The 24,307-nt window shown below is 66.7% G+C and carries 26 protein-coding genes; 16 read left to right on the top strand and 10 right to left on the bottom strand.

Going from position 1 to position 24,307, the window contains the following annotated elements; all coding sequences use genetic code 11:
• The first annotated feature begins 8 nt into the window (after positions 1-8).
• The 4 genes from EV648_RS40620 to EV648_RS40605 all read left to right on the top strand — a co-directional run bounded on the left by EV648_RS40620 (position 9) and on the right by EV648_RS40605 (position 4,093).
• Positions 9-668, top strand: a complete 660-nt coding sequence (locus tag EV648_RS40620) for a hypothetical protein (RefSeq protein WP_132301511.1) — start codon at positions 9-11, stop codon at positions 666-668.
• A 34-nt stretch (positions 669-702) separates the two neighbouring features.
• Positions 703-2,220, top strand: coding sequence for a proton-conducting transporter membrane subunit (locus EV648_RS40615; protein ID WP_132301509.1), 1,518 nt, complete (start codon positions 703-705; stop codon positions 2,218-2,220).
• On the top strand, positions 2,217-3,758 hold the full coding sequence (locus tag EV648_RS40610; protein WP_132301507.1) for an NADH-quinone oxidoreductase subunit C: 1,542 nt from the start codon (positions 2,217-2,219) through the stop codon (positions 3,756-3,758). Before EV648_RS40615 ends, EV648_RS40610 begins: the two co-directional genes overlap by 4 nt.
• 71 nt (positions 3,759-3,829) lie before the next feature.
• A complete protein-coding gene (locus EV648_RS40605) occupies positions 3,830-4,093 on the top strand; it encodes a hypothetical protein (RefSeq protein WP_132301505.1) in 264 nt (87 codons plus the stop codon).
• Between the two features lie 506 nt (positions 4,094-4,599).
• Here the strand turns inward: EV648_RS40605 and EV648_RS40600 are convergent.
• Positions 4,600-5,580: a YafY family protein gene (locus EV648_RS40600; RefSeq protein WP_132301503.1), complete on the bottom strand. Its 981-nt coding sequence runs from the start codon at positions 5,578-5,580 to the stop codon at positions 4,600-4,602.
• 62 nt (positions 5,581-5,642) lie between these two features.
• Here EV648_RS40600 and EV648_RS40595 point away from each other — a divergent pair, with 62 nt between their 5' ends.
• Complete coding sequence (locus EV648_RS40595) at positions 5,643-6,797, top strand: epoxide hydrolase family protein (protein WP_132301501.1); 1,155 nt, start codon at positions 5,643-5,645, stop codon at positions 6,795-6,797.
• A 20-nt stretch (positions 6,798-6,817) separates the two neighbouring features.
• On the opposite strand, the gene EV648_RS40590 is transcribed toward EV648_RS40595, so the two are convergent.
• Both EV648_RS40590 and EV648_RS44600 read right to left on the bottom strand, forming a co-directional pair.
• Positions 6,818-7,228 carry a hypothetical protein gene (locus EV648_RS40590; RefSeq protein WP_132301499.1) on the bottom strand — a complete coding sequence of 137 codons (411 nt, stop codon included), beginning with the start codon at positions 7,226-7,228 and terminating at the stop codon, positions 6,818-6,820.
• Complete coding sequence (locus EV648_RS44600; RefSeq protein ID WP_132301497.1) at positions 7,221-7,946, bottom strand: DUF2249 domain-containing protein; 726 nt, start codon at positions 7,944-7,946, stop codon at positions 7,221-7,223. Before EV648_RS44600 ends, EV648_RS40590 begins: the two co-directional genes overlap by 8 nt.
• 87 nt (positions 7,947-8,033) lie before the next feature.
• On the opposite strand from EV648_RS44600, the gene fdxA reads away from it, so the two are divergent.
• The 4 genes from fdxA (at position 8,034) to EV648_RS40565 (ending at position 9,974) form a co-directional block, all read left to right on the top strand.
• A complete protein-coding gene (fdxA, locus tag EV648_RS40580) occupies positions 8,034-8,360 on the top strand; it encodes a ferredoxin (RefSeq protein WP_132301495.1) in 327 nt (108 codons plus the stop codon).
• A 5-nt stretch (positions 8,361-8,365) separates the two neighbouring features.
• Positions 8,366-9,070, top strand: coding sequence for a metalloregulator ArsR/SmtB family transcription factor (locus tag EV648_RS40575; RefSeq protein WP_132301492.1), 705 nt, complete (start codon positions 8,366-8,368; stop codon positions 9,068-9,070).
• A gap of 74 nt (positions 9,071-9,144) precedes the next feature.
• Entirely contained in the window at positions 9,145-9,438 is a 294-nt protein-coding gene (locus EV648_RS40570) for a cupin domain-containing protein (RefSeq protein ID WP_199235121.1), read from the top strand.
• Between the two features lie 107 nt (positions 9,439-9,545).
• A complete protein-coding gene (locus EV648_RS40565) occupies positions 9,546-9,974 on the top strand; it encodes a hypothetical protein (RefSeq protein ID WP_132301488.1) in 429 nt (142 codons plus the stop codon).
• A gap of 175 nt (positions 9,975-10,149) precedes the next feature.
• On the opposite strand, the gene EV648_RS40560 is transcribed toward EV648_RS40565, so the two are convergent.
• On the bottom strand, positions 10,150-11,037 hold the full coding sequence (locus EV648_RS40560) for a sigma-70 family RNA polymerase sigma factor (RefSeq protein WP_132301486.1): 888 nt from the start codon (positions 11,035-11,037) through the stop codon (positions 10,150-10,152).
• Positions 11,038-11,322: 285 nt separating this feature from the next.
• Between EV648_RS40560 and EV648_RS40555 the strand changes: the two genes are divergently transcribed.
• From EV648_RS40555 to EV648_RS40545, 3 genes are all read left to right on the top strand, one after another.
• Complete coding sequence (locus EV648_RS40555) at positions 11,323-11,541, top strand: hypothetical protein (protein WP_199235120.1); 219 nt, start codon at positions 11,323-11,325, stop codon at positions 11,539-11,541.
• Positions 11,542-11,561: 20 nt separating this feature from the next.
• Positions 11,562-12,569 carry an alpha/beta fold hydrolase gene (locus EV648_RS40550; RefSeq protein ID WP_132301484.1) on the top strand — a complete coding sequence of 336 codons (1,008 nt, stop codon included), beginning with the start codon at positions 11,562-11,564 and terminating at the stop codon, positions 12,567-12,569.
• 98 nt (positions 12,570-12,667) lie between these two features.
• Positions 12,668-13,126 (top strand): carboxymuconolactone decarboxylase family protein, encoded by a 459-nt coding sequence (locus EV648_RS40545; RefSeq protein ID WP_132301482.1) that lies wholly within the window; start codon positions 12,668-12,670, stop codon positions 13,124-13,126.
• A gap of 131 nt (positions 13,127-13,257) precedes the next feature.
• Here EV648_RS40545 and EV648_RS40540 read toward each other — a convergent pair whose 3' ends face one another.
• Complete coding sequence (locus EV648_RS40540) at positions 13,258-14,187, bottom strand: DMT family transporter (protein ID WP_132301472.1); 930 nt, start codon at positions 14,185-14,187, stop codon at positions 13,258-13,260.
• Between the two features lie 71 nt (positions 14,188-14,258).
• On the opposite strand from EV648_RS40540, the gene EV648_RS40535 reads away from it, so the two are divergent.
• Positions 14,259-15,209 (top strand): LysR family transcriptional regulator, encoded by a 951-nt coding sequence (locus EV648_RS40535; protein WP_132301470.1) that lies wholly within the window; start codon positions 14,259-14,261, stop codon positions 15,207-15,209.
• A gap of 583 nt (positions 15,210-15,792) precedes the next feature.
• Here EV648_RS40535 and EV648_RS40525 read toward each other — a convergent pair.
• The 4 genes from EV648_RS40525 to EV648_RS40510 form a co-directional block, all read right to left on the bottom strand.
• Entirely contained in the window at positions 15,793-16,335 is a 543-nt protein-coding gene (locus EV648_RS40525) for an anthrone oxygenase family protein (RefSeq protein ID WP_241996097.1), read from the bottom strand.
• A complete protein-coding gene (locus EV648_RS40520; protein ID WP_132301468.1) occupies positions 16,332-17,276 on the bottom strand; it encodes a haloalkane dehalogenase in 945 nt (314 codons plus the stop codon). Before EV648_RS40520 ends, EV648_RS40525 begins: the two co-directional genes overlap by 4 nt.
• On the bottom strand, positions 17,273-18,136 hold the full coding sequence (locus tag EV648_RS40515; protein WP_132301466.1) for an SDR family oxidoreductase: 864 nt from the start codon (positions 18,134-18,136) through the stop codon (positions 17,273-17,275). Before EV648_RS40515 ends, EV648_RS40520 begins: the two co-directional genes overlap by 4 nt.
• Before the next feature lie 93 nt (positions 18,137-18,229).
• On the bottom strand, positions 18,230-19,168 hold the full coding sequence (locus tag EV648_RS40510) for a zinc-dependent alcohol dehydrogenase family protein (RefSeq protein ID WP_199235119.1): 939 nt from the start codon (positions 19,166-19,168) through the stop codon (positions 18,230-18,232).
• A 198-nt stretch (positions 19,169-19,366) separates the two neighbouring features.
• On the opposite strand from EV648_RS40510, the gene EV648_RS40505 reads away from it, so the two are divergent.
• Complete coding sequence (locus tag EV648_RS40505; protein ID WP_132301464.1) at positions 19,367-20,305, top strand: AraC family transcriptional regulator; 939 nt, start codon at positions 19,367-19,369, stop codon at positions 20,303-20,305.
• Positions 20,306-20,347: 42 nt separating this feature from the next.
• Here the strand turns inward: EV648_RS40505 and EV648_RS40500 are convergent, their stop codons facing one another.
• Positions 20,348-21,430 carry a helix-turn-helix transcriptional regulator gene (locus EV648_RS40500; protein ID WP_199235118.1) on the bottom strand — a complete coding sequence of 361 codons (1,083 nt, stop codon included), beginning with the start codon at positions 21,428-21,430 and terminating at the stop codon, positions 20,348-20,350.
• Positions 21,431-21,545: 115 nt separating this feature from the next.
• Here EV648_RS40500 and EV648_RS40495 point away from each other — a divergent pair, with 115 nt between their 5' ends.
• Entirely contained in the window at positions 21,546-22,889 is a 1,344-nt protein-coding gene (locus EV648_RS40495) for an FAD-binding oxidoreductase (protein WP_132301460.1), read from the top strand.
• Entirely contained in the window at positions 22,886-24,208 is a 1,323-nt protein-coding gene (locus EV648_RS40490) for an MFS transporter (RefSeq protein ID WP_132301458.1), read from the top strand. The genes EV648_RS40495 and EV648_RS40490 overlap by 4 nt, the downstream gene beginning before the upstream one ends.
• The last annotated feature ends 99 nt before the right edge of the window (positions 24,209-24,307 follow it).

Raw genomic sequence — 24,307 nt, 5'->3', positions numbered from 1 at the left:
CTGCTCCGATGAGCAACGGCTTGTACGTGCAGCTGCTGTACCTGGCTGTGGGTGGTTTGCTGCTGTCCTCTGTGCTGGTTCTCTGGCGGCGCGAGTTGTCGGCCATCGTTCGGCTCCTCATCGTCCAAGGCACACTGATGGCCGTCGTCGCGTTGCTGCTCGCGATCGAGCGCGACAGCATCGAACTTGTCGTCGTCGCAGCTGAGGTTGTCGCGCTCAAAGCGCTGCTCATTCCCGGAATCCTCCGCCGGGTACTGCGTGACAGCGCCGAAGCGCGCGAGACCGAACCGCTCATCAACGTCACCGCCTCGATCCTCACCGCGGCTGTACTCACCCTCGTTGCCTACGGCATCAGCCGCCCACTGGTCCGGCTGGCACCGTCGATCGAGACCCAGGCAGTGCCGGTGGGCTTCGCAATGGTGCTGATCGGCTTCTTCGTCCTGGTGACGCGGCGCCGGGCGTTGTCACAGATCGTCGGATTCCTGCTGCTGGACAACGGAATCGCGACCACTGCATTCCTCCTCACCGGTGGGGTCCCCGGCGTGGTCGAGCTGGCCGTGTCTCTTGACGTACTGCTGATCGTGCTCGTTCTGCAAGTCCTCGCCGCCCGAGTGCGGCTGACCTTCGGCGGCACCGACATCGACGAACTACGCGACCTCCACGACTGAGCATGGACCAGACCATGAACGAGACGAGACCCCGATGATCCCCGCCCTCACCACCGGGAGCGGCGCGGCCGACGCCGTACTGGTCGTTGCTCCACTCCTTGCGCCGTTGGCCGCCGCGGCGACGGCCGCAGTACTACGGTGGCGCCTGGCAACCGGACTCGTCACCATCGGCGCGGCCGGGATCATCCTGGCCACCGGCATCACAGCCGCTACCCGGACTGTTGACGGCACCGCCCTGACCATCGGCAACTGGTTGCGCGTCGACGCGCTCACCGCCCTGATGCTGATCGTCATCGGCGCCGTCGGAATCATCGCCACCTGCGCCGGCCTCGGCCACCTCGAGGGCGAACTCGAACGCGGACACATCGACGATACCGGGGCACACCTCTACAGCGTCCTGGTGCCGTTGTTCCTGGCGGCGATGGTGCTCGCCGTGCTTGCGAACAACCTCGGCCTGCTATGGGCCGCCATCGAGGCGACCACCATCGTGACCGCATTCCTCGTCGGGCACCGCCGCACCCGCGCTGCACTGGAAGCAACCTGGAAGTACGTCATCATCTGCTCTGTCGGCATCGCCTTGGCCTACCTCGGTACGGTGCTGGTCCACTATGCCGCCCAGCAGGCCGGCGTCGCCGAACACGGCAGCCTCGACTGGACCCAACTCTCCGCCCACGCCGAAGATCTCGATCCCGGCGTGATGAGACTGGCATTCGCGCTGCTCGTGCTCGGCTTCGGCACCAAAGCTGGCCTGGTGCCCTTGCACAGCTGGCTCCCCGACGCGCACAGCCAAGCGCCCGCACCCGTATCCGCGCTGATGTCCGGCGTGCTGCTCCCGGTCGCGGTCTACGCGCTGCTGCGGTACCGCGTCATCGCCATCGCCAGCATCAGTCCGGAGTTCGTCCGGGCCCTACTGCTGACCATCGCGCTCGCGTCCCTACTGCTGGCCGCATCTCTGCTCATCACCCAACGGGACTACAAGCGTCTCCTGGCCTACTCCAGCATCGAGCACATGGCGCTGGTGATCATCGGCGTAGCCATCGGAACACGCCTCGCGATCGCAGCGGCCCTGCTGCACATAGTCGGACACGGCATCAGCAAAGCAACGCTGTTCTGTGGCGCGGGCGAGATCCTGTCCCGGACCGGAACCACGTCGATCGCCGAGGTGCGCGGCCTGCTCACTCGGGCGCCAGTGCTGGGCGGCGCCTTCGCACTGGGTCTCGCCGCCCTACTCGGATTGCCGCCCTTCAGCTTGTTCTTCAGCGAAGTCGGGCTCGTACGGGCCGGATTGACCGCGGGGCTCGGCTGGGCGATGGCTGTGATGCTCGTCCTCTTGCTCATGGTGTTCGTCGCTATCGCGGTCAAAGCCAGCGGAATGTTGTTCGGCGAACCCGCCACGCAGCCGCGTCCAACCGTTCGCACCCTTGCGGCACTGCCGTTCGCCACTGCGGCCCCGATCATCGCTGGACTCGGTGTCGTCGCGATGCTAGGCATCGTCGACTGGCCGTTGGGCCCGCTGCTGCACAGCGCCAGTCTGATTGCGGGAACTCCATGACTCAGGTCGGCAGGACTCCGCGCCCACGCCAGTTGGCGGACCAACGCTCCTACCCCAACCGGCGACAAATACCCGTCACCGCGGCCGACCTTCTGGACCGGGCCGGCGCCCTGCTGGCCGATGGCCACCGACTGGCACTGATTGCCGCTCACGACGACCTCGACAGCTTTCGCGTCGTCTACCTGTTCACGGCCGGCCAACCCGACCGACGTGTCGAGCTGATCTTGAGCACGAACCACGCGAGACCACAGATCCCCAGCCTGGCCGGGTTGTCGTTCCCAGCTGGACGGTTCGAACGCGAACTGTCCGACCTGTACGGCATCGAAGTACTGAACCATCCCCTGCCGCAACGGCTGGTGCTGCACCAGCACTGGCCGACCGAATGGCACCCGATGCGCCACGACGCCGGCGCGGCTCCCGCGTTCGGTTCACCTGACGAGCCGTACCCGTTCCTGACCGTCGCCGGACCCGGTGTGTATGAGATACCGGTCGGCCCGATCCACGCCGGATTGATCGAACCAGGCCACTTCCGCTTCTCCGTCGTCGGCGAGACCATCCTCAAACTCAAGGCTCGTCTGTGGTTCACCCACAAGGGCATCGAGAAGCTCGCCGAGGGCCGGCTGCCGGCCGACGTGCTGCCACTCGCCGAGCGAATCTCGGGCGACACCGCAGTCGGCCACGCGCTGGCCTACTGTCTTGCCATCGAAGAAGCACGCGACTGGCCGGTCTCGGGTCCCGCGTCCATTCTGCGTTCGGTACTACTCGAGCTGGAGCGGCTCTACAACCACATCGCCGATATCGGGGCCCTCTGCAACGATGTCGGTTACGGCATCATCAACGCTCACGCATTGCGGATACGCGAGCAGTTGCTGCGTCTCAACAAGCAAGTCACCGGCCACCGGCTGCTCCGCGGCGCGATCGTGCCCGGCGGAGTCCACCTCCTGGCGTTGCCCGATCCGGCTCAATTGTCAGCCATCGCCGCCGACATCCAGCAGGTCGTCGACATCGCCCTCGAGAACAGCGTCGTCCTGGACCGGATGACCGGTACCGCCGTCCTGAGCGCGGAACAAGCCCATGACATCGGCACCCTTGGCTATGTCGCCCGCGCGAGCGGACTCCGGCAAGACGCCCGCCTGGACCATCCCATCACCCTGGCCACCACGGCTGCTGATGTCCCCAACCACAGCGACGGCGACGTCCTCGCCCGCTTCCTCACCCGCGCCGACGAAGTACAGGCCTCCGTGTCGCTGATCATCGAACTCCTCCGCACTCAGCCACCCACGAGTGCGGACACACCCAAGCCGACCTGGCTTCAGGCCGGACGCATCTCGGGGCTCGGCCTCGTCGAAGGATGGCGCGGCACCATCGCCCATCGCGTCGAAATGGCCCCTGACGGCACGGTGTCCAGACTGAAGATCGTCGACCCCTCGTTCTTCAACTGGCCGGCGTTGCCGGTCGCGTTGGCCGACACGATCGTCCCCGACTTTCCCCTCACCAACAAGAGCTTCAACCTCTCCTACGCCGGGAATGACCTGTGAACCAGCACCTCGAGCGCCAGCCGGGGCCACACCGGCCGGCCTTGCGCAGCCACCCGTCGAAGCGGCGGGGAATGAAGATCGAGACCGTCCAGCGATGGGTCGTCTCGGTCATCCTCATCCACATCGGCGGATCCCCGACACTCGCCCTCGCGGCCTACAGCCCCCACCTGGAACAGATCAAGCACTCCTCCGGCGTGGGCCTCTGGGTGATGTCCGGCGTGGTCGGCATCGCCACGGCTGCCGGCGTCCTCCTCATCTTCCAGCGCTCCCTGCTGTCCCCCTGGCTCGTCATCGGAACGCTCCCGATGATCGTCTCGGCCTTCTACGTCTTCTGACCTGCGGGGTTCCGCCGTCGTTACCTAGCCTTGACAACGCCAGCACTGGACCTCGGGGAGCGACCCGACGCATGATCGAATATGGCCCGGTACGACGTGATTGTGCGGGTGCGATCCGGCTGGCCACCGTCCGGCTCTGACCTGTACGCGATGCGCCGTGCTGCTCGAAAGCTGCCAGGACCATTGCGGCTGCGTTCTGTCCTGTTCTTCGTTGACGGTGACAGCGAGATCTCACTTCGAATCCATGGCCCTGTGCCCACAGCGATGGCAATCCAGCAAGTCCGCCTCGCACTGCCGATGCTCGGCCTGCGCCGTGACGCCGTACGCCGCATCGACGTGGTTCGGGTGCACCTGCTTCGATCCCATCGTGAGGTGCTCGCCAGCTGGCTCCCCACAACCCGCGATCGCACCAGCCCACCGCCTCCGCCCTGGCCAGGAAGGCGAGGCTCGGACACACTCAGCGCCGGCTGACAGCACTGTGGCCGCGTGGGAGGCGCAAGGAGGCCTCAGCGCCGCGGCCGGGCCTGCCTCGCCGCTGGTGAGGCCCGGTTGAGACGGGCGACGATGGACCCGATCACATCGTGCAGCTCGGCCGGTTCCTCGATGTCGAAATCGAAGCCGAGCAGCGCGATCCAGACCGCCAGCTGTTCAAGGGACGGCGAGCCGACGATCAACCGGCAGGTGCGGTCGTCGATCGGCTCCACCACGCCCGCCGTCGGCGGAACCACCTCATGCACCTCCGCTGCCGGTGAGTGCAGGACGAAGCGGCCCTGAACGCGGTAGACCGAGGTCGAGATGCTGGTCGAAGTGAGCCGCGCGACGTCCTCGTCCGACAGATCGCGCGCCTTGAACCGCGGACCGGTCGGGCTGCGCGGGGACATCCGGTCCACCCGGAAGGTCCGCCAGTCGTCACGATCGATGTCCCAGGCAACGAGGTACCAGCGACGACCGGTATGGACCAGCCGGTGGGGCTCAGTAGTGCGGACGGTCGACGCACCGACTTTGTCCTGGTAGTCGAACCGCAGCCGCTCATGGTCCCGGCAGACAGCCGCGACCGCGGTCAGCACCTCCGGGTCGACCGTCGGTGCACCACCGACCAGTGGAATCGTCACCTGCTGCAGGGAGTTCACCCGATGGCGGAGCCGCGATGGCAGCACCTGTTCGAGCTTGGCCAGGGCACGCAGCGAGGTCTCCGCAATGCCCGCAACGGTGCCGCCGGCCGCGGTCCGCAAACCGACCGCCACCGCGACGGCCTCGTCGTCGTCCAGCAGCAGCGGCGGCAGTTGCGCACCCGCTCCCAGTTGGTAACCCCCGGCAACACCCAGCGTCGCATTCACCGGATAACCCAGATTGCGGAGCTTGTCGACGTCGCGACGCACCGTCCGGACCGTCACATCGAGCCGCTCAGCGAGTTGCACGCCGGTCCAGTCCCGCTGCGACTGCAACAACGACAGCAGCCTGAGTAGCCGCCCAGAGGTCTCGATCATGACCTGAATTCTGCCACCGAAAGAGGACCGAAGCTGTCCTGCTTCGATTCTAGAGTGGAAAGATGGAGAACAACACGGACATCCGCCCCTTCCGCATCGACATCCCGCAGGCCGACATCGACGACCTCCACTATCGGCTCATCCGCACCCGCTGGGCAGAGCTTTCCGGATCCGGCTGGGAACGCGGAGTACCGACGGTGTACCTGAGGGAGCTCGCGGACTACTGGACTGCGTCGTACGACTGGCGCAAGCACGAGGCCGAGCTGAACAGCCATCCGCAGTTCGTGACCACCATCGACGGAGAGGACATCCATTTCCTGCACGTCCGGTCGGCCGTCGACAGCGCGACCCCCCTCCTGCTTGTGCACGGCTGGCCGGGCTCGGTCGTTGAGTTCCTCGATCTGATCGGCCCGCTGACCAACCCGGTCGCGCATGGCGGCGACGAGGCCGACGCCTTCCACGTGGTGATCCCATCCCATCCCGGGCACGGCTTCTCAGGCCCGATCTCCAAGACCGGTTGGACCGACGGACGCACCGCCGCCGCCTTTGCCGTACTGATGAACCGGCTCGGCTACGAACGGTACGCCGCGCAGGGTGGCGACGTGGGCGCGTTCATCCTGCCGGCGCTCGGGCGGCTCGCTCCGGACCAGGTGATCGGGATCCACCTCAACGCGCACGTCACCTTCCCGACTGGCGATCCGGAAGACATGGCCGCGCTCACCGAGTCCGAACGAGGGCGACTCGCCGCGTTCAAGGACTTCCAGGACGACAAATCCGGGTACATGCAGATCCAAGGCACCCGGCCGCTGACGGTGTCGTACGGACTGATGGACTCGCCCGTCGCGCAGCTCGCTTGGATCGCGGAGAAGTTCAAGGACTGGACCGACCCGAAGGCCGAACTCCCCGACGATGCGGTCGATCGCGACAGGCTGCTGACGAACGTCAGCATCTACTGGTTCACCCGTACTGCGATGTCGTCGGCCAACTCGTACTACGAACGGTTCCACGACGCCGCCGCCTGGGCCCCTACAGCGCGCTCGACCGTGCCGACAGCAGTAGCGGTCTTCCCCACCGACGTGGCGATTCGCCGATTCGCCGAGAAGACCGACACCATCGTGCGGTGGACCGAATTCGAGCGTGGCGGTCACTTCGCGGCGATGGAGGCACCCGACCTGCTGCTGGGCGACGTCCGTGAATTCGTCCGCTCGCTCAGGTAGTTGCCGTCGCAGTGGTCGAGCTAATGCTCCGGCCGCTTCTTGATCTGCAAGCCAGGACGGCGGCGATGGACTGTCAGGTAGGACAGTCCATCGACGCCGGCGGTGATGTTGCGGGTCGAACCGTGCGGCAACCAGACGAGGTTGCCCTCGGCAAGTGATCGCAGGCCGTCCGGTGTGCCGACGGTGCCGGCGCCCGCGACGGTGACGAGTAGCACATCGAGGTCCGGTTCGGTGTGGGTGTCGACGCGCTGTCCAGGACGCAGATGGATGAGGTTTGCGTCCAGTTGTCGCCCTGGTTCAGACAGCGTCCACCGGGCACCTCTCGATACGCGCGGGTCCTCGACGAGCTCACGCAAGTTTGCAAGGATCCGCACCGCCGGCTGATCCGCCGCAGTCGCCCCCGCGCGGGGTTCGCGCGACTCCTCAGTCATCGACGGCCACCCGCCCGATCCGGACCCGCCATTCCTCGGGACCGGTCTGCAAATAGTCCCAGCTGAACGCGCCGGAGTGGATGGCCTCGAACTCTTGGCGCAAAGGCTTGGGATCGTGACTGTTGACCAGGATGAACGCCTCGCCGGCCGCCAGGCCGGCATAACGGGCGAAGACCCGCGGATGACGTCCACCGCGCGCGATCTTCCGAACGTCGATCACCGTCGACTCCTCCGCCTGCTCCCCCGCGAGACAGGCCCGCAGGTCTGCGGCCAGCAGCGAAGGATCCACGCTACGCATCCCGGTCAGCGCGGGGAGCAATACCGACTCCTCGATCTGGAGGTGAACATTCAGCGCCGCCGCGATCGCCACGCTGATCCGGAACGCATCGACCGCGCCGGCCGCAGCCAGATCGTCGATCTGGGCGTTGAGCGCCACGGACCCGATCCGAAGAGCATCCACCAGCAGACGCGTATCAGCAGCTTCGGCCGCAGGTGCATACAGGTCCCGCCCGGCAGCTACCAAATAGGGGCGCAGCTCATGAAGGCAGAAGTCGACCAGCTCCGCAGACGCGAACTGATCGCCGCCGGCAACCGGATGCGCATTGGTCAGCTCCGCCAGACCAGCCCGCAACCGCTCATGGGCCTCACGGACCACACTTCGAGCGATGACATCCGGGTCAGTCTCGGTCGCCCGGATGAAGATCTCCGCAGCCGGCATGGTGCCACTCTCCTCACATCGCTGTTCCGAATGATTATTACATGTGGTATTTGTATTAATTACAAGCGTCTGACGAGGAGTCCAGCTGTGACCTACGTGATAGCGATGCCATGTGTCGACGTGAAGGACCTGGCGTGCGTCGAGGAGTGCCCGGTCGACTGCATCTACGAGGGCGGACGCTCCCTGTACATCCACCCGGACGAATGCATCGACTGTGGCGCGTGCGAGCCGGTGTGTCCGGTCGAGGCCATCTTCTACGAGGACGACCTGCCCGAGCAGTGGAAGGACTACCAGGCCGCGAACGCAGGATTCTTCGACGACATCGGATCACCCGGCGGGGCCTTCAAGGTAGGCGCCATCCGCCACGACCATCCCCTCATCGCGGCCCTGCCGCCGCAGGATCAGGCAAGCTGACCACCATGGCCAGACCTGACCAGAACGACGGCGAGAGCCCACGCCGGACCGCGATACTCGAAGCACTGCGAGTCTCCGAGGATCCTCTGGGTGTCACTGAACTCGCCGAACGGCTCGGCATCCACCCCAACACGGCCCGCTTCCACCTCGACGCACTGGTGACCCAAGGGCTGGTCGACCGCAGACTCGAGGAGCCATCCGGGCGGGGCCGGCCTCGAGCCGTCCATACATCCCATCCTGGGATGGACCGTGGTGGACGGCGTCAGTACCACCTGCTGGCCGAGATCCTCCTTGGCCAGTTGTCCACGAGTCCCGATCCGGGCGCCGCGGCCGAGGCCGCGGGCCGCAGCTGGGGCGGCTACCTCGTCGAGCAGGTCGCCCCGTTCCACCAGACCGACGCCGCCGAGGCCACACAACGACTGACCGCGATGATGACCGAACTGGGCTTCGCCCCCGAGCCCGCCAGGGAGGCCGGCCGCATCAGACTTCGACATTGCCCTTTCCTCGAACTCGCCGAGGAGTACTCCGCCACCCTGTGTCCCTTGCATCTCGGCCTGATGCAGGGCGCCCTCAGCGAGATCCACGCACCGATCGCGGCGACCAGCCTAGAGCCCTTCGCCGAGCCCGATGCCTGCCTCGTTCATCTCTCCCCCACTCGCAGCCAGGCGGCGGGCAAGCGTCCCAAGCAGCGCCGCAGCAGGAGCGCATGATGTACCTCACCAGGATCGGCACCACGCCGCGGCGCCGGGCGCCCATCCCCGGAGGCCCGACCATGGAGGTCCTCGTGGCCGCCGAGACCTCCGACAACATCGCCATGGTCCAGGTGTGGATCCCGCCGGGCGGCGGCCTGCCCGAACACGACCACGGTCAGTCCGAGATTGTTCTGATCCATCTGTCAGGCTCGATCGAACTGCGGCAAGGCGATCAGCTGCACAGACTCGCCCCCGGCGCGGTCGCGCACCTCGCCGCCGGAGAACGAGTCAGCCTGACCAACCCGGGCAGCGAACCCGCCGTCATGATGATCGTCGCCTCGCCCCCCGAATTCGTCGGCCGACTCGCGAGCTGGCCGGCCGCCTAGTGCCCTGATGCGGGCTACTAGGGGCCTTCGGCAACGTTGCCCATCCGGCCGGGACTCGCCACGCTCATGTGAACGTGGGCGGCAACACCACGGATCCAGGAGGAAGAATGAACGCCGCATCAGCCGCTGTAGCCGGTGCCGCCACCTTCATCTGGCTAGGTATGGTGCTGGCGATCTCCTTCCTGGAGGCGCCGCTCAAGTTCCGTGCCCCAGGCGTCACCATCCCCATCGGGCTCGGCATCGGACGCATCGTCTTCCGTGCACTCAACCGCGCCGAGCTCGCTTTAGCGCTGATGGCCCTGGCGGCGATCGTCCTGGGACGGCCGACCGGCCCGGTAGCGGCTCTCACCGCGGCGATCCTCGTCATACTGGCCGGACAACTCATCGTCATCCGGCCCCGACTCAACCGGCGCTCCAACCACGTCCTCGCCGGCGAGAGCCCACCCCGCTCGACGGTCCACCTCTACTACGTCGCCTTCGAGGCCACCAAAGTGCTCATGTTGACAGCGCTCGGCATCTGCCTGCTGGCCGCGTAACCGCCACGACCCGGCGGAAAGGCGCCACAGTGCCGCGATGTCCCCGTCTGCCTCAGCCACCCGCTGAGTGCCCGCTTGCCGGCGCAGCGTCTGTCCTGGTGTGGCTGGGCGGAGGGAATAGAAGCCGCCGTGAACGCGACGAGGCCGAGCGGCCGCACCGAGGTATCGCCGGCCCTCAGTCTCCGCAAAGTACGTCGATGTCGAGCTTCCGCAGCCGCGCGGGATCGGCCAGGATGTCGATCGCGATCACCTTGCCGCCGGTGATCGTGAAGCTCATCACCGCCATCGGCTGGCCGTCGGCCACTGTGATCACGCCGGCGTTGCCGTTGACAAGGACCGGCAGCGGGAAGGCGGACAGGCGCCGGAACGTGAGGGCCTGGCCGGCCACCGCGGCGGCTCCGCGGATCTCGGTCCAGCCGGCGCCCGCGATCAGGCCGCGGTCGGCGCGCAGGACAACGTCGGGGTGGAGCAACGCGACCAGCGCGGCGAAGTCCCCGTCGCGGGATGCGGCCTGGAACGCTTCGACCACTCGTCGTTGCAGGGCCAGGTCGGGATCGGGCGCCGGAGCGGAGGTGCGCACCCGGCGGCGGGCGCGACTGGCCAACTGCTTGGACGCGGGAACCGAGCGCTGGAGGATCGTCGCGATCTCCTCGAACGGCACGCCGAACAGGTCGTGCAAGACGAAGGCGAGCCGTTCGGCAGGTCCGAGCGACTCCAGAACCACGAGCAACGCCAAGCCGACCGAATCGGCGATCAGGACCTCGTCCTCGGGGTTGATGGTTTCCTGACGGCTCACGATCGGGTCCGGCAGCTGCGTCTCGTACGGCGCCTCCCGGCGGGCGTTCCGCCGGCGGAGCAGATCCAGACAGACCCGGCCCACCACGGTGGTCAACCAGCCGCCCAGGTTCTGCACATCGCTGGTGTCGGTCCGATTCAGCCGCAGCCACGCCTCCTGAACGGCATCGTCGGCCTCGCTCAATGAGCCGAGCATCCGATACGCGACGGCCTTCAGATGAGGCCGATGCGCCTCGAACCCGTCGGCCAGGAACTCTTGCTTGTCCATCGTTCACCCTTCTTTGTTCCCTCTCACAGAGCTGACGGATCAAACCGGAGCAAGGTGACTGGACGCGGCCCACGATCGCGGAGCGGTTGGCGATCGGCGATGTCACCTTCGTCCGCCGGGGTGCGTCAGAGCAGCGAGGACCGGGGGTTCCGGTCGACGACAGCGAACGTCTTCCGAAGGAATCTGGATGGAATCAAGAGTGTCGCTACCGGTGCGGGCGGCACCGGTGGTCCGACAGCTCTCGTCAGCGGTTCCAGTCAGGGCATCGGCTACGAGACAGCACGTGTGCTGAGTGAGCGTGGAATCTGCGCCATCATCAGCGCCCGTGACCCGCAACGTGGCAAGGCAGCCGCCGTCAGCGGACGCAAGCCGTACACGTTCCTGGCGCCGGGAGAGGAGGCGGCGCAGGCGTTCTCCGAGCCGGCCCTCGCGAGGCTCCACGAGCTCAAGCGCGCCCGGGATCCGCACAACCTCTTCAACGCCAACTTCCCCGTCCTCGACTGACGAACCAGGAGCAACCCGAGATGGAAATGAACAGGAGAAGGGCCCTCACCGTCGGTGCGGGCGCAGCGCTGGCCGCCGGAATCGCCTCGGTCGCGGCAGCGTCTGCCGGCAGCGACGCGGTCGGTGCGGTGGATCAGCGACCGTCGAAGGGGATCGACGACGAGACGCTGGCCAGTCGGTTGGACGGCGACTTCCACAGCCACTTCGCACAGGTAAATGGCGTACGACTGCACTACGTCGCCGGTGGCAGGGGTGAGCCGCTGGTGCTGGTGCCGGGCTGGCCGGCGACCTGGTGGAGCTATCACAAGGTGATGCCGCTGCTCGCTCAGCACTATCGAGTGATCGTCGTCGACATCCGCGGCATGGGTGCCTCGGAGCGCCCGGCGGGCGGCTACGACAAGAAGACGATGGCCCGCGACATCTACGAGCTGGTCCGCAGCCTCGGGTACCGGCAGGTGAACATTGCCGGGCACGACATCGGGGCGATGGTCGCCTTCAGTTTCGCGGCCAACCATGTGGCGGCGACCCGCCGCCTCGCTCTGCTGGACGTCCTGCACCCTGACCCGACCCTCTACGACCTGCCGATGCTGACCAAGCCCGGTGCCGGCGTGCACATGTGGTGGTGGGCCTTCAACCAGGTGAAGGAGCTACCCGGCCAACTGTTGCAGGGCCGGTCGAGGTACCTGATCGACTGGCACTACGGCATCGGTCTGCGGAACCAGGACAACGTCACCGACGCGGACCGCAGGGTCTACACCTCGTGGTATGACGACCCGGACGCGATCCGGGCCTCGAACGGGTGGTACCAGGCGGTCCATGAGGACATCGCGGACATGACGACCTACGCCAAGGTCACCATGCCGCTGCTGGGGTTGATCGCGGCAACGTCCCGCCCGTGGTTCGAGAACACACTGCCGCAGATCGCGACGGACATCCGCGGCATCATCACCGTGGACAAGGCACTGCACTGGCTGTGCGAAGAAGACCCGGAGCTGGTCTCGAAGTCCTTGATCGACTTCCTGGCCTGACGCTGCCAGGCAAGTGAACACGGGGGATCAGTCACCTTTCTGTTGCTGACTGCGTCAATGCGGTGAACGACTGAAAACGGATTATTGGAGAGGTCAAGATGACTGCCAGGATGAAGAACCCTGCCATGGTGCTTCCGGACGCCATGACGGGGATCCAGAACATCTACAAAGCGATGCACAAGGGAGGTGTCCCGGAGACCACGCTGGAACTGGTGCATCTGCGCGCGAGCCAGATCAATGGCTGTAGCCCGTGCGTGGACGCCGGTGTGAAGAGCGCGAGGAAGGCCGGGGAGACCGAGGATCGGCTGTTGCAGGTAGTCGCATGGCGCGAGTCGAACCTGTTCACCGACTCGGAGCGGGCCGCGCTGGCCCTGGCAGAGGCGGCGACCCGGCTGGCGGATCGACCGGAGGCGGTGACCGACGAGATCTGGGCAGAGGCGGCGCACCATTTCGATGAGCAGCAGCTGGCCGCGGTCATCCTCATGATCGGCATCACCAATCTGTTCAACCGTCTCAACACCACCATCCGCGAACCCGCCGGCGCCACCTGGGGCTGACAGTCGACCCGTCATCGAACTGGTGACCGGCACACACAGCCGCTACGGCAAGGTCACAACGACCCTGCCGTAGCGGCGTCAGGTCTACCGCGTACTACTCAACCTTCAGAAACCCACCCGGGTGAGATTCCTCAATGAACTTTGTCGGAGGAAGAGTTGGCCGGACTCGCCAGCTCGGTCGCCTTCCGTTGCGGGTCTGGCTCCGGTCGGCGTCGGCTGTTGGCGAATGCGACGCTGGCGATCGCGAGGACGCCGCCCAGGAGTTCGATGGCTCGCGGGTTCTCGCCGAGCCAGAGCCATCCGGTGACGACCGCGATGGGTGGAACCAAGTAGAGGGCACCAGTCGCCGTCGTCACCGGCAGACGCGCGACGGCGTAACCCCAGGCCACGAACCCCAGGGCGGACGGCGCCACTCCTAGGCAGGCAGCCGCCAAGGTGGCTCGGGCAGTTGCGTGTGGGATCGCCTGCACGAGGGCTGGCAGGCCCGGCAGCAAGAGCAGCGTGCCTGTCCACGTCGCGTAGGCCGTCACTTCCAGGCCGCTGTATCGGCTGAGCAGCGGCTTGATGGTTACGTGGTACGAGCCGAATGCGACGGCCGCCGCCAGGATGACCCATGCAGAACGATCGATTTCCACGCCGGCCCTGGCGGTGGCGATGGCGATGGTCCCCACGAGCGCGGCCCCTGCTCCTACGACCTGGCGCGCGGTCATGCGCTCGCCGATGAACAGCATTGCGATGACGGCGCTGTAGACGGGATTCGTGACAATGATGAGGCTCGCGGTTCCGGCCGGAACGTGCACCTCACCCCACGTCAGCAGGAATTGGTAGCCGGCCATCCCGGTCAGACCTGCCAGCGCGATCAGCGGCAGGTCACGCCTGGCCGGCCGACGCAGCCCAAGCATCGGTGCGGCCAGCGCGAGCGATGCCGAAGCGATCATCAAGCGCAGGAGCGCGAGTGCCGCGGGGCCATACCCTGCCAATCCGACGCGGATGGCGGGGAACGCCACCGCCCACAACACGATGGTGGCCGCCAGAGCGGCCCATGCCCGGTTGGTCCTCACGACTCAAGTCTTGCGATCCCCTATCGTAAAGTCTACTTCTGTTTTTCTTCCGAATCCATAAGGTGAGCTTAATGTTAGAGCTGCGGCGACTCCGCCTCCTCAATGTCCTGGCCACGGAAGGGACGGTCACGGCGGCAGCCGAGGCCGTACATATCAGCGGGCCGGCGGTCTCCCAGCAGTTGGCCCAGCTCGAGCGAGAGACCGGCGTCCAACTCGTCGAGCGAGTCGGCCGCCGACTGCGACTCACCGAAGCCGGCCTGCTGCTCGTCGCACACACCCGCATCGTCCTCGATCAACTGGCCGCCGCCGAAGCCGATCTTGTAGCGTTGGGCACGGAAATCGCCGGGACAGTTCGAGTCGCTGCCTTCTCCTCGGCGATGGGCACCTTGGTCGCCGAAACGTGGCAACAGCTGCGCGCAGAACATGCGCCCAGGATTCGACTCCAGCTCACCACCCTCGAGCCGGAGCAGGGCCTCGACGCACTCATGCGTGGCGATGCCGACATCGTCATTGCCTATTCGTATGAGCTCGCTCCGGGTCCGATACCGACATCCGTGGAACGGCAGGCGCTGCTCGCCGATCCGGTGGTCCTGGCAGTCGCCGCCGGCGATCCGTTGAACGCACCACGAAACCGGTCACTGCCAGTGCCACTCGCAGAGCTGGCCGACCGGGACTGGCTCGTACCAGACGCCATGAGTGCCTGCTATCGGATGGTCGAACATGCGTGCCGCGCTGCCGGCTTCGTACCTCGCACGGTCGCGAAGTGCGCAGAGTTCTCTGCCATGCTCGCCCTCGTGGCCGCAGGTGAGGCAGTCGCCCTGGTTCCCCACCTGGCCACGCTCCACGGGCCTGAAAACGTAGCTCTGCTACCCATCACCCCCGTAACCGCGCGACACATCTTCACCCTGACCCGGCCAGGTGGCGCACGCCATCCCGCAGTACGCGTTGTCCTCGAACATCTGGCCGAAGCAGCGGGACATCTGACCGACCACGGTAACCCCGGTCTGTCAGCAAGCCGCTGATCCGCGGCTGTGCTCCAACGCGGTCAGGCAGACACTGGTGGCGATCCGAAATAGCCAACCCGGATCGACGACCGACGTGTGCACCGACCTGGTGGTTGAGCAACGACAGCTGATTTCTCAACTCACGAAGCGAGTCCTTGATCTCGCTCGCCAGCCGCCGTCGGCGCCTCGCATCGCCAGAAGATCCCGAACTCATAAAGTCTGCTCCTCAGGTCGCACGACGTCCGCACAGCACTCTACTAACGTCCCGCGACCTGCGACGCGATCGCCAGCCGGCTGGTACGGCCGTAGCGGCGTCCGGCTGGACGCGAGCCCGCGTCGAATCCTCGCCGGACTGTTGAAGATCGCAACAGTCCCGGTATCCGCAATCACTGCGACCGCGGACCGCATAGTCTTCACGATTACCAGTTGAGGACTCCGACCGGGGAATCAATTTAATACTCAAAACATAGCATACGATCCTCGTACTACTTTAGGACTCGCGACTTCCCTTGCCTCGACGACGGCGTCAGAGACGACGTCCCGCCGCCGGCTTCGGCGGCGGGACTGGAACGAGGTGTCCCGGTGGTCTGTCCGGGGCGGGCTATTGGTGAGATGAACCGGGTTTGCTCCCAACCAGCGCACTGTCGCTTCGTCCAGCGGCAGTACTGCGGGCGGTACGGATAACAGCGGCGACGGCCAGCGAGCAGAACGCCAGTACTGCGGAGACGGTGCGGACCACATGGGCCGCTTGCCAGCGGTCCCGCACACTCGCCCAGTCCGCCGGCGGCGCCTGCACCGACCAGTCGGCCTGATCACCGTTGATCGGCAGATTGAACGCCAGCGATGTCACGAACACCACTAGCAGCAGCGCGAACGCCGCCAGCAGCAACCACCGATCGTTGCCTCTGGCCCGGATGGCCAGGACGGCCACGACCAGAGTGCTGACCAGCGCCGGGATCAACGTGACGGAGGCCAGCGTGTCCAGCGAGTCGAGCTCGACCTGCCGCACCTGCGCGTAAACCGCGGCACCGTAACCCCGCAACGAGTTCTCCAGCACGAGCACACCGAGCAGGAACCCGGCGAACAGCCCGGTGAACAGCAGGCTTGCCGTCCGCACGACCTTCAGGATCGACACGATACTCACGCAGTCCTCTCCACGGTGGCGGTGGACCCGATGAACTCGTCGACCACGGCGGCGAACTCGGGCCCGCGGTCTTCCAGGCCGAAGTGTCCGGCGTTCTCGATGACCACCTCCCGCGCACCCGGAACCGCTTCGCGCAGCGTCGTCCTGCCCTCGCCGACTCCCCAGTCGTGATCGGCGTGCGCGTACAGGAAGGGGATGGACAGGGTCCGCAGTACCGACCATGCCTCGCGATTCGGTACGGTCGCCTCGTCGTACGGGGTCAAAGGGATCAGCAGCGGGAACTGCCGGGCGCCCTGCAAGTAGCTCTCGTCGGGGAACGGCGCGTCGTATGCCGCCCGGACCGCTGGCTCGAGCTCGGTGACCGTACCGCGATCCACGACCTGACTCGCCACGAACGGGTTCGACCGCTGGCTGATCTGCAGCCAGATGGACAGCGGACCACTGGGCTCCCGATCCCCCGTCGGCATCGAGGTGCTCGTCGCCACGACACGTCGGAACCTGTCCGGATGTTCAGCCAGCAGGCGCAGGCCCAGCAGGCCACCCCAGTCGTGACAGACCATCGTCACGGCGGACAGCTCGAGCTGGTCGAGGACGACCTGGCGGAGCCAGTCCACGTGAGACTGGTAGGTGTAGTCGAATCGGTTGGCGGGCTTGTCGGATTTGCCGAAGCCGACGAGGTCGGGGGCGACACAGCGGTGCCCGGCCGCGACCAGTGGCGGAATGACGTGTCTGTAGAGGTAGCTCCAGGTCGGCTCGCCGTGCAGCAGAAGGACGGTCTCGCCGGACGCCTTGGCCGGATCGGGTCGCTCGTCGATGTAGTGCACGCGTAGCCGGGTATCAGCGCCGTCGCCGGCATCGATCTCCAAGTAATGCGGCTCGAACGGGTAGTCGAGCAACCCCTCGAACCTTGCGTTCGGAGTACGGCGGCTGTCGACAGTCACGACGCCACCGCGCCGAAGGCGTCCGCATGGTCCGCGACCCACTGGGCAAAGCTGCGGGCCGGGCGGCCGAGGATCCGCTCCACCTCGTCAGTGACCGGGGCAGGATTCCCGGCACCTCGTTCGTATCTGGCCATCAGCGCGTTGACGAAAGCCTCCGGCAGACCATTCGCGACCATTCCGCGCACAGCCATCTCCGCCGAGACCTCTTGGAAACCGAGGGGCCGTCCGATCACCTCGCCGATGACGGCGACCATCTCCTCGTGAGTCACCGAACCGGGGCCGGTCACCGAGATCCGGCGGCCGTCGAGGTTGTTGTCGACCAGCGCACGGGCGATCACGGCGGCCAGGTCCGCCTCGTGGATCGGAGCCTCGGCGAAGTCGCCGTACGGGGCCCGGATGACATCACCGGCGCGCACCTGAGCACCGAACATCCCGATGGCGTTGGTGGCGAACGAGCTGGCCCGTACCGCCACCCACGGCAGCCCCCCGCCGGTGACAGCGTCCTCCACCTCCTTGTTGCGATCACCATTCAACCGCGACGGCTGGTACGACGGGTCGTCGTCGACGTTGATCGCCGACAGAACCACGATTCGTCGTACCCCCTTCTCGGCGGCAAGCGCGACCAGTTTGGCCGCACTCTCCCCGACTGCACGCGGATGCACGAACAGGGCGCTGGCTCCCTCCAGAGCAGGCGCGACCTCCTCCGGACGGGCCAGATCCGCCTTGTGGACCTCGACTCCGACCGGCACCGTCCCCGCGTCGGCGAACCTGGCGACCGCACGCACCACGACACCCTGATCCTTCAGCAATGAAACGAGCGGACGCCCGAGGGTGCCGGTCGCTCCCGTGACAACGATCATGCCAACTCCAATTCTCCGAGATTCGTATCTTATGTATCTCATACTACTCTCATCCCGGCCGAACCCAAACCAGCCTGTCGCCGTCCTCGCCAATCAGTGCCGGACAGTGAGGACGATCTTGCCGACCTGTGCGTTGGATTCGAGGTGGCGGTGGGCCTCCACGACGTCGTCGAGATCGAAGGTGCGGTCGATGACAGGCGACAGTGAGCCGGATCGCAGGCCGGCGTTGATGAAGAGCTCTGCTCGACGCAACTGCCGCGGCTGATCCAAGGTGAGTTCGGCGAAGTAGTACCAGCGGATGTTGCGTCCTCGGCCATCGTCAGCAAATGGCAGCGGCATCGGACTGGGGTCGAGGGCGCCATAGAGGACGAGGGTGCCGCCACGGACGACTGATGAGACGACCGTGTGGACGCCTGCGCCGCCAATCGCGTCGACAGCCAGTTCTACGCCGCTGTCGCCAGTGAGCGCACGGACCTGGGTGACAAGATCTTCCTCCTCGGTGACGATCACGTGTGCAGCGCCGGCCTGAAGCAACTGCTGCTTCTTGTCGCTGGTGCGGGTGGTCGCGATGGGGATGGCGCCGAGGTGGTTGGCGACCTGGATTGCGGCCAGACCGACGCTGCTGGAGGCTGCTGTGATGAGCACGGTGTCGCCGGCGCCGAGCTGGCCGATTTCCACCAGCATTCCGTACGCCGTCGTGTAGGCGATCCACACCGCGGCGCTGGTCACCGCGTCGATGCCCTCCTGGCGCCGCACGGTGGCAGCAGCCGGCACGATCACCTGCTCACCGTAGGTGGCGTACTCGTTCATGTAGAACGCAGGGATGGTACTGACCGCGTCACCGGGGACGAAGCCGTCCACTCCTTCGCCGACAGCATCCACCGTCCCCGAGGCCTCGTATCCGATGCCGGAGGCCGGCAAGGTCGGTTGATAGAAATAGAAACCGGCGCGGAAAAGTGCCTCGGCTCGATTCAAGCCGATTGCGTCGACCCGGATCCGCAATTCACCCTTACCGGGCTCGCCGATCTCCACCTCTTCGACTTTGAGTACCTCGGGTCCGCCGAGTTCATGGAAGCGCACTGTCTTTGCCATCGGGATGTCCTCTTTCGCCGGCCGGACACTAAGTCCGCTTTGCATCAAGCTATATCGACCAGCGGAGACGAACAATAAGTGTTCATCTCAACTTTGCAAGCGATCGTCTTGCTGGCGGATCGGCGATAGACTGTCGCTGTGGATGTACTGAGCGACGTCATTGCTGCAATGCGCACCGGCAGACCCCACTCGACCCGCCACGAGCTGTATGCTCCCTGGGGCATGTTCTTCCCGTCGAGTCAGGGAGCGGGCTTTCATGTCGTGCTCCAAGGGTCTTGCTGGCTCATTCCTCCACCCAACGGCACTCCGATCGCGCTCGGACCGGGCGACGTCGCGTTCGTCCATGGTGAGATCTCACATGGGCTGGCCGACAGCCCTTCCACCCCTCTTGCGGAGATCAAACCCCAGAGAGAGCCATACAGCCGAGTACGGGGCGAGGGGTCAGGGGCTGCCACAGTTGTTCTCTGTGGTGCGTACATGCTCGACGAGACACGAGCGCACCCGCTCCTGTCGGAGGTCCAACAGATAGTCCACCTGCCGGCACAGGTCGGGTGCCACTCATCGCTGCGCGCCACAGTCGACCTGCTGGGCAGCGAACTGGAGAGACCGCTGCTCGGAATTGGCGCCATCGTCCCGGCACTGCTGGACACGCTCCTGCTCTACATTCTGCGGGCCTGGTTCGATCAGGGACCTCACAACAAGGAGGCAAGCGGCTGGGTGGCAGCGCTCAACGATCCGGCCATCGCGGCGGCCTTGACGAGCATTCACGATGACCCCGCGCATCCGTGGACGGTCGAACAACTCGGCGCCGAGGCGGGCCTGTCCCGTGCGGCCTTCGCCCGGCGGTTCACAGCGCTGATCGGGCAGCCGCCGCTCACCTACCTCACATGGTGGCGAATGACCACCGCAGCCCGACTGCTCCGCGAGTCCGACGTGCCATTGCGCGTCATCTCCAAACAAGCCGGATACACCTCAGACATAGCCTTCTCCGCTGCGTTCAAACGTGAGTTTGGAGTCACCCCCGGCAGATATCGACGCAACCAAACGAGCGCTCGCAGACCCACCGCCAGCGTCTGAAGCCGAATCAGGCAAGTCCTGCGCTCTCCGACCTGGGACCGGTCAGCTGAGACTTCCGGCAGTTGGGTGGCGCTCGTCTGCGGCCTGGACGGCCTGTTCGCCGACGGGCCGGTAGCGCTCGACGAAGAGCTTGCCGACCAGTTCGCCTCGCGACGACACCTGGGTCTTCTCGAAGATCGCCTTGATGTGGTCGCGCACGGTATGCGGCGAGAGGAACAGGTGCTCGGCGATCTGCTCCGTCGGCAGCCCGCGCGCGACGTACTGGGTGACCTCGACCTCGCGCTCGGACAGCTCGTATGCGTCGGCGACCAGCGGCATCACGTCGGATGCCTTCGCCGGTTCGAGCACCACGGCGGATCCCTGCGGGCCTCCGCCGATCTCCTGCATCGGCGAGGCGTGGCAGACTAGCCAGCGACCCCCGCGTGTGCGCAGGCGGATCCACGCGGGACCGCTCCGGGCCGTCAAGGCGATCGTGTGCAGCCAGGGCGGAACAGGCAGATCCAGTCGGCTGTCCGTTGAAGGACCGCCCTCGGGGAGCTCTTCGAGATAGCGCCGGGCCTCGTCGTTGACGGACACCAGCGAGCCTGCCGCGTCGAAGAGCAGGAACCCCGGGCGGCCCGCGGTTATGGCGTACTGACCGGGCGTCGCGTAGGAGCGGAGCCGCCTGGCCAAAGGTGTGACGAGCGAATTCACGAACTCAACATCGGCGCGGCTGAAGGCCTTGCTGGTTCGGAAGAGGCTGATTGTGCCCTGTGGACGACTACCGACGCGCAGGACCGCCCGCAGTTCGTCGTACAGGCCGCGGGGCTTCATGAAGTCCACGTAGATGGCGCTGGTTCCCGGGCAGTCGCCGGTGGTGTCACGGAGCCCCGCCACGGGGAGGGGGGCCGTGGTCAGGTCGCTGTAGAGGTTGACGGAGCCGGCGAGGAGCTCGGTCTCCCAGTACTCGAAGCAACCTTGGGCGTCTATGTTCTCGCCGTGCATGGGTGTGGTCAGGATGCCGGTCTCGGGATCGGTCACCCGCCAGACCGCGGCGTCGAACGGCACCACTCGCCTCAGCCGCGAGGACGCCTGCGCGAACATCCTGAGCGCGTCCGGCTCTTCCGTGGCCTTCGACAACAGCATGCGACGCTCGTCCGATCGACTCATCCGCTTCCCTTCGCCGCTACCAGCATAGGGACCCACGTAACCCCTCAAACGAGGGATGGGACGGGCGGCCGGCGCTCCCCAGACTCGCGGTATGACAAGTCTGAAGCGCCTCCTCGGCGATCAACTGCTGTCTCCCGGTCATCGCGGCTGGGATAGCGAGCTGGCCGGCTTCAACACGGCCGCGGCCCATCGGCCGGACCTCGTCGTGGCCGCCGAGCACGCCGATCAGATCGCGACAACGGTCCGGTACGCCGCCGAGCGCGGCCTGCCGGTGGGAGTCCAGGCCACCGGCCACGGGATCTCCGTACCGGTCGACGGCGGCATCCTCATCAGCACCGGCCGTCTACGCGGCGTCGACATCGATCCGGAGGCACGGACCGCCCGGGTCGAGGCCGGGGTCCGATGGAACCAGGTGATCGCGGCGGCTGCGCCGTACGGGCTGGCTCCGCTGAACGGGTCGTCCCCGTTCGTCGGAGTCGTCGGCTACACCCTCGGTGGCGGTCTCGGGCCGATGGCGCGGCAGTTCGGGTACGCCGCTGACCACGTCAGGTGGATCGATGTCGTCACCGCCGACGGGGTCCCGCGGAGGGCCGGCGCGGACGAGGAACCCGACCTGTTCTGGGCGATGCGCGGCGGCAAGGGCAACTTCGGCGTGGTCACGGCGATGGAGTTCGGGCTGATGCCGGTCCGGATCTTCTACGGCGGCGGCCTGTTCTTCGCGGCGGAGTCGGTCGAGGCCGTGCTCGACACGTGGTGGCAGTGGACCGCGGAACTCCCTGAGTCCATGACCACGTCGCTCGCCCTGTTGCGGCTGCCCGACCTTCCGACAGTGCCGGCGCCGCTTCGTGGACGGGTGAGCGCGCATGTGCGGATCACGTTCCTCGGCGTCCCGGCCGACGGAAACCGGCTGCTCGCGCCGTTGCGTGGGCTCGGTCCCATCCTCGACACGGTCGTGGAGCGTTCCTATCCGGAGATCGGCGAGGTCCACCAGGACCCGGTCGACCCGATGCCTCTGCAGGAAAGGTCGATCCTGCTCGACAGCTTCGACGTGCATGCGGCCAAGACTCTGCTCGAGGTGGCCGGGCCGGGTTCGGGCTGCTCGGCGTACATAGTCGAGCTGAGACACCTCGGGGGCGCGGTCGCGCGGCTGCCCGAGGTGCCCAGCGCGACCGGGCACCGCGACACGGCGTTCACGCTGGCGACGATCGCGCCGCCGGACGGAGTGTCCGCGTCCGTGCTGACGGCGCTCGAGCCGTGGGGCAGCGGCGGCGCCTACATCAACTTCCTCAACGGTCCCGGCGCCGAGAAGCAGACCGCGCGCGCTTTCGCACCGGCGGTCTATCAGCGGCTGGCCGAGCTCAAACGGCGCTACGACCCGGCGAACCTCTTCCGCTTCAACCAGAACATCCCTCCGATCGACAGCAGGTCGTCATGACGACAAGTGCACGCTCGACCGGCCTACGGCTCGGTAGCCTGTTCGGCCCGGCGATCTTCGGGGTGACCGCCGCGGGGGTCGCGCTGCCGGACGTCACCCGGGCGCTCCGCACCACGCCGTCCACCGCGGCCTGGGTTCTCATCGCGCATGCCCTTGCCCTAGGCATCGCTACTGCGCTGTCCGGCCGGTTCGCCGATTCGCGCGGAGTCCGGGTGACCTTGCTGGCCGGCGCGGATGTGCTCGTCGCCGGCGCGGTGGTCTGCCTGTCGGCACAGGGCATCGTCGCGCTGGTGATCGGCCGACTGGTGCTCGCGACCGGATCCGGGGCGACGTCCGCGTCCGCGCTGGTCCTGGCGTCGTCGTCCACCCCGGATCAGCGACCGAAGGTGCTGGCGACCTTCGGCGCCACGATCGCCGTGTTCTCGGCCGGCGCCACCTTGGCCGGCGGCGCGGTGACGGAGTGGCTGACCTGGCGGCTCACGGTGGTACTGCCGGTGCTTTCGGTGCTGGCTGTGCCTTTCGCGCTGCGGCTGGCGAAGTCCCGCTCAGGTTCGAACCGGCCGGTCGATCTGGCCGGCGCGGGCCTGCTGAGCGTGTGTGCCGCATCGTTCGTGATCCTCATCCAGTCGTCCGCGCTGGAGCTTCCAGCGACCGTGGTCGGTGGTTTGGCGGCGGCGCTGGTGGTGAGCGCGACGGGTCTGGCGCTGCGGGTGGCCCGCGTACCGGAAGGGTTCGTGCAGCGCTGGTTGGTCACCGACACCACTTTCCTCCGGGCGATGGTCACCGGAGTCGGTGTGTTCGCCGGGCTCTTCGGATCGATGTATGCGGCCCCGCAGTTCCTAGTGCGCGAGCACGGCTGGTCGGTCCTGTCGGTCGGCGCCTGGCTGCTGCCGGGAGCCGTGCTCGGCGGCGCCCTCTCCCGGTGGGCGAGCAGACTGCCCGCCGCCGGCGGCGTCTTGATCGCGGCAACCGCTCTGTCCTCTGCTGTGCTGTTCGGCTTGGCCGGCCTGGTCGACAGTTCCGTCCTGGTGATCTGCGCCGTCTCGCTGGGCTTCGCAGCCTTCGCCAGCACTCAAGTAGTCGCGACCGGACTGCTGTCCGCACGGATCCAGCCGGCACAACGAGGAGGCGGGGTCGCTCTGCTGAACCTGACCTTCTTCGTCGGCGGCGGCGCCGGCTCGGCTGCCGCCGGCGCGCTCGCGAAGTCGTTCAGCCTGACCACGGTGATCGCGGCGATCGCCATCTTCCCGCTGCTGGGCGCCCTCGCGGCCCTCACCCTGCGCCACCCGCGGAAGTCTGCCGAGATAGCGACCCGTTAGCGGTCAGGGCGCCCGATGGGGCCGCATCAAGGTCGCCGGCGCGCGGTGCCCCCCGCCGACGAGCATGCCGAGCGACTGCGCGCCGTACTGCAGGTGCTT

Source organism: Kribbella sp. VKM Ac-2568 (genome assembly GCF_004345365.1).
Taxonomy (GTDB): domain Bacteria; phylum Actinomycetota; class Actinomycetes; order Propionibacteriales; family Kribbellaceae; genus Kribbella; species Kribbella orskensis.
This window is presented reverse-complemented; position numbering and strand designations above follow the sequence as displayed.

Coding starts and splice junctions, on each gene's coding strand:
- EV648_RS40620 (WP_132301511.1), top strand. CDS start 9: ATGAGCAACGGCTTGTACGTGCAGCTGCTGTACCTGGCTGTGGGTGGT.
- EV648_RS40615 (WP_132301509.1), top strand. CDS start 703: ATGATCCCCGCCCTCACCACCGGGAGCGGCGCGGCCGACGCCGTACTG.
- EV648_RS40610 (WP_132301507.1), top strand. CDS start 2,217: ATGACTCAGGTCGGCAGGACTCCGCGCCCACGCCAGTTGGCGGACCAA.
- EV648_RS40605 (WP_132301505.1), top strand. CDS start 3,830: ATGAAGATCGAGACCGTCCAGCGATGGGTCGTCTCGGTCATCCTCATC.
- EV648_RS40600 (WP_132301503.1), bottom strand. CDS start 5,580: ATGATCGAGACCTCTGGGCGGCTACTCAGGCTGCTGTCGTTGTTGCAG.
- EV648_RS40595 (WP_132301501.1), top strand. CDS start 5,643: ATGGAGAACAACACGGACATCCGCCCCTTCCGCATCGACATCCCGCAG.
- EV648_RS40590 (WP_132301499.1), bottom strand. CDS start 7,228: ATGACTGAGGAGTCGCGCGAACCCCGCGCGGGGGCGACTGCGGCGGAT.
- EV648_RS44600 (WP_132301497.1), bottom strand. CDS start 7,946: ATGCCGGCTGCGGAGATCTTCATCCGGGCGACCGAGACTGACCCGGAT.
- EV648_RS40575 (WP_132301492.1), top strand. CDS start 8,366: ATGGCCAGACCTGACCAGAACGACGGCGAGAGCCCACGCCGGACCGCG.
- EV648_RS40565 (WP_132301488.1), top strand. CDS start 9,546: ATGAACGCCGCATCAGCCGCTGTAGCCGGTGCCGCCACCTTCATCTGG.
- EV648_RS40560 (WP_132301486.1), bottom strand. CDS start 11,037: ATGGACAAGCAAGAGTTCCTGGCCGACGGGTTCGAGGCGCATCGGCCT.
- EV648_RS40550 (WP_132301484.1), top strand. CDS start 11,562: ATGGAAATGAACAGGAGAAGGGCCCTCACCGTCGGTGCGGGCGCAGCG.
- EV648_RS40545 (WP_132301482.1), top strand. CDS start 12,668: ATGACTGCCAGGATGAAGAACCCTGCCATGGTGCTTCCGGACGCCATG.
- EV648_RS40535 (WP_132301470.1), top strand. CDS start 14,259: ATGTTAGAGCTGCGGCGACTCCGCCTCCTCAATGTCCTGGCCACGGAA.
- EV648_RS40515 (WP_132301466.1), bottom strand. CDS start 18,136: ATGATCGTTGTCACGGGAGCGACCGGCACCCTCGGGCGTCCGCTCGTT.
- EV648_RS40500 (WP_199235118.1), bottom strand. CDS start 21,430: ATGCTGTTGTCGAAGGCCACGGAAGAGCCGGACGCGCTCAGGATGTTC.
- EV648_RS40495 (WP_132301460.1), top strand. CDS start 21,546: ATGACAAGTCTGAAGCGCCTCCTCGGCGATCAACTGCTGTCTCCCGGT.
- EV648_RS40490 (WP_132301458.1), top strand. CDS start 22,886: ATGACGACAAGTGCACGCTCGACCGGCCTACGGCTCGGTAGCCTGTTC.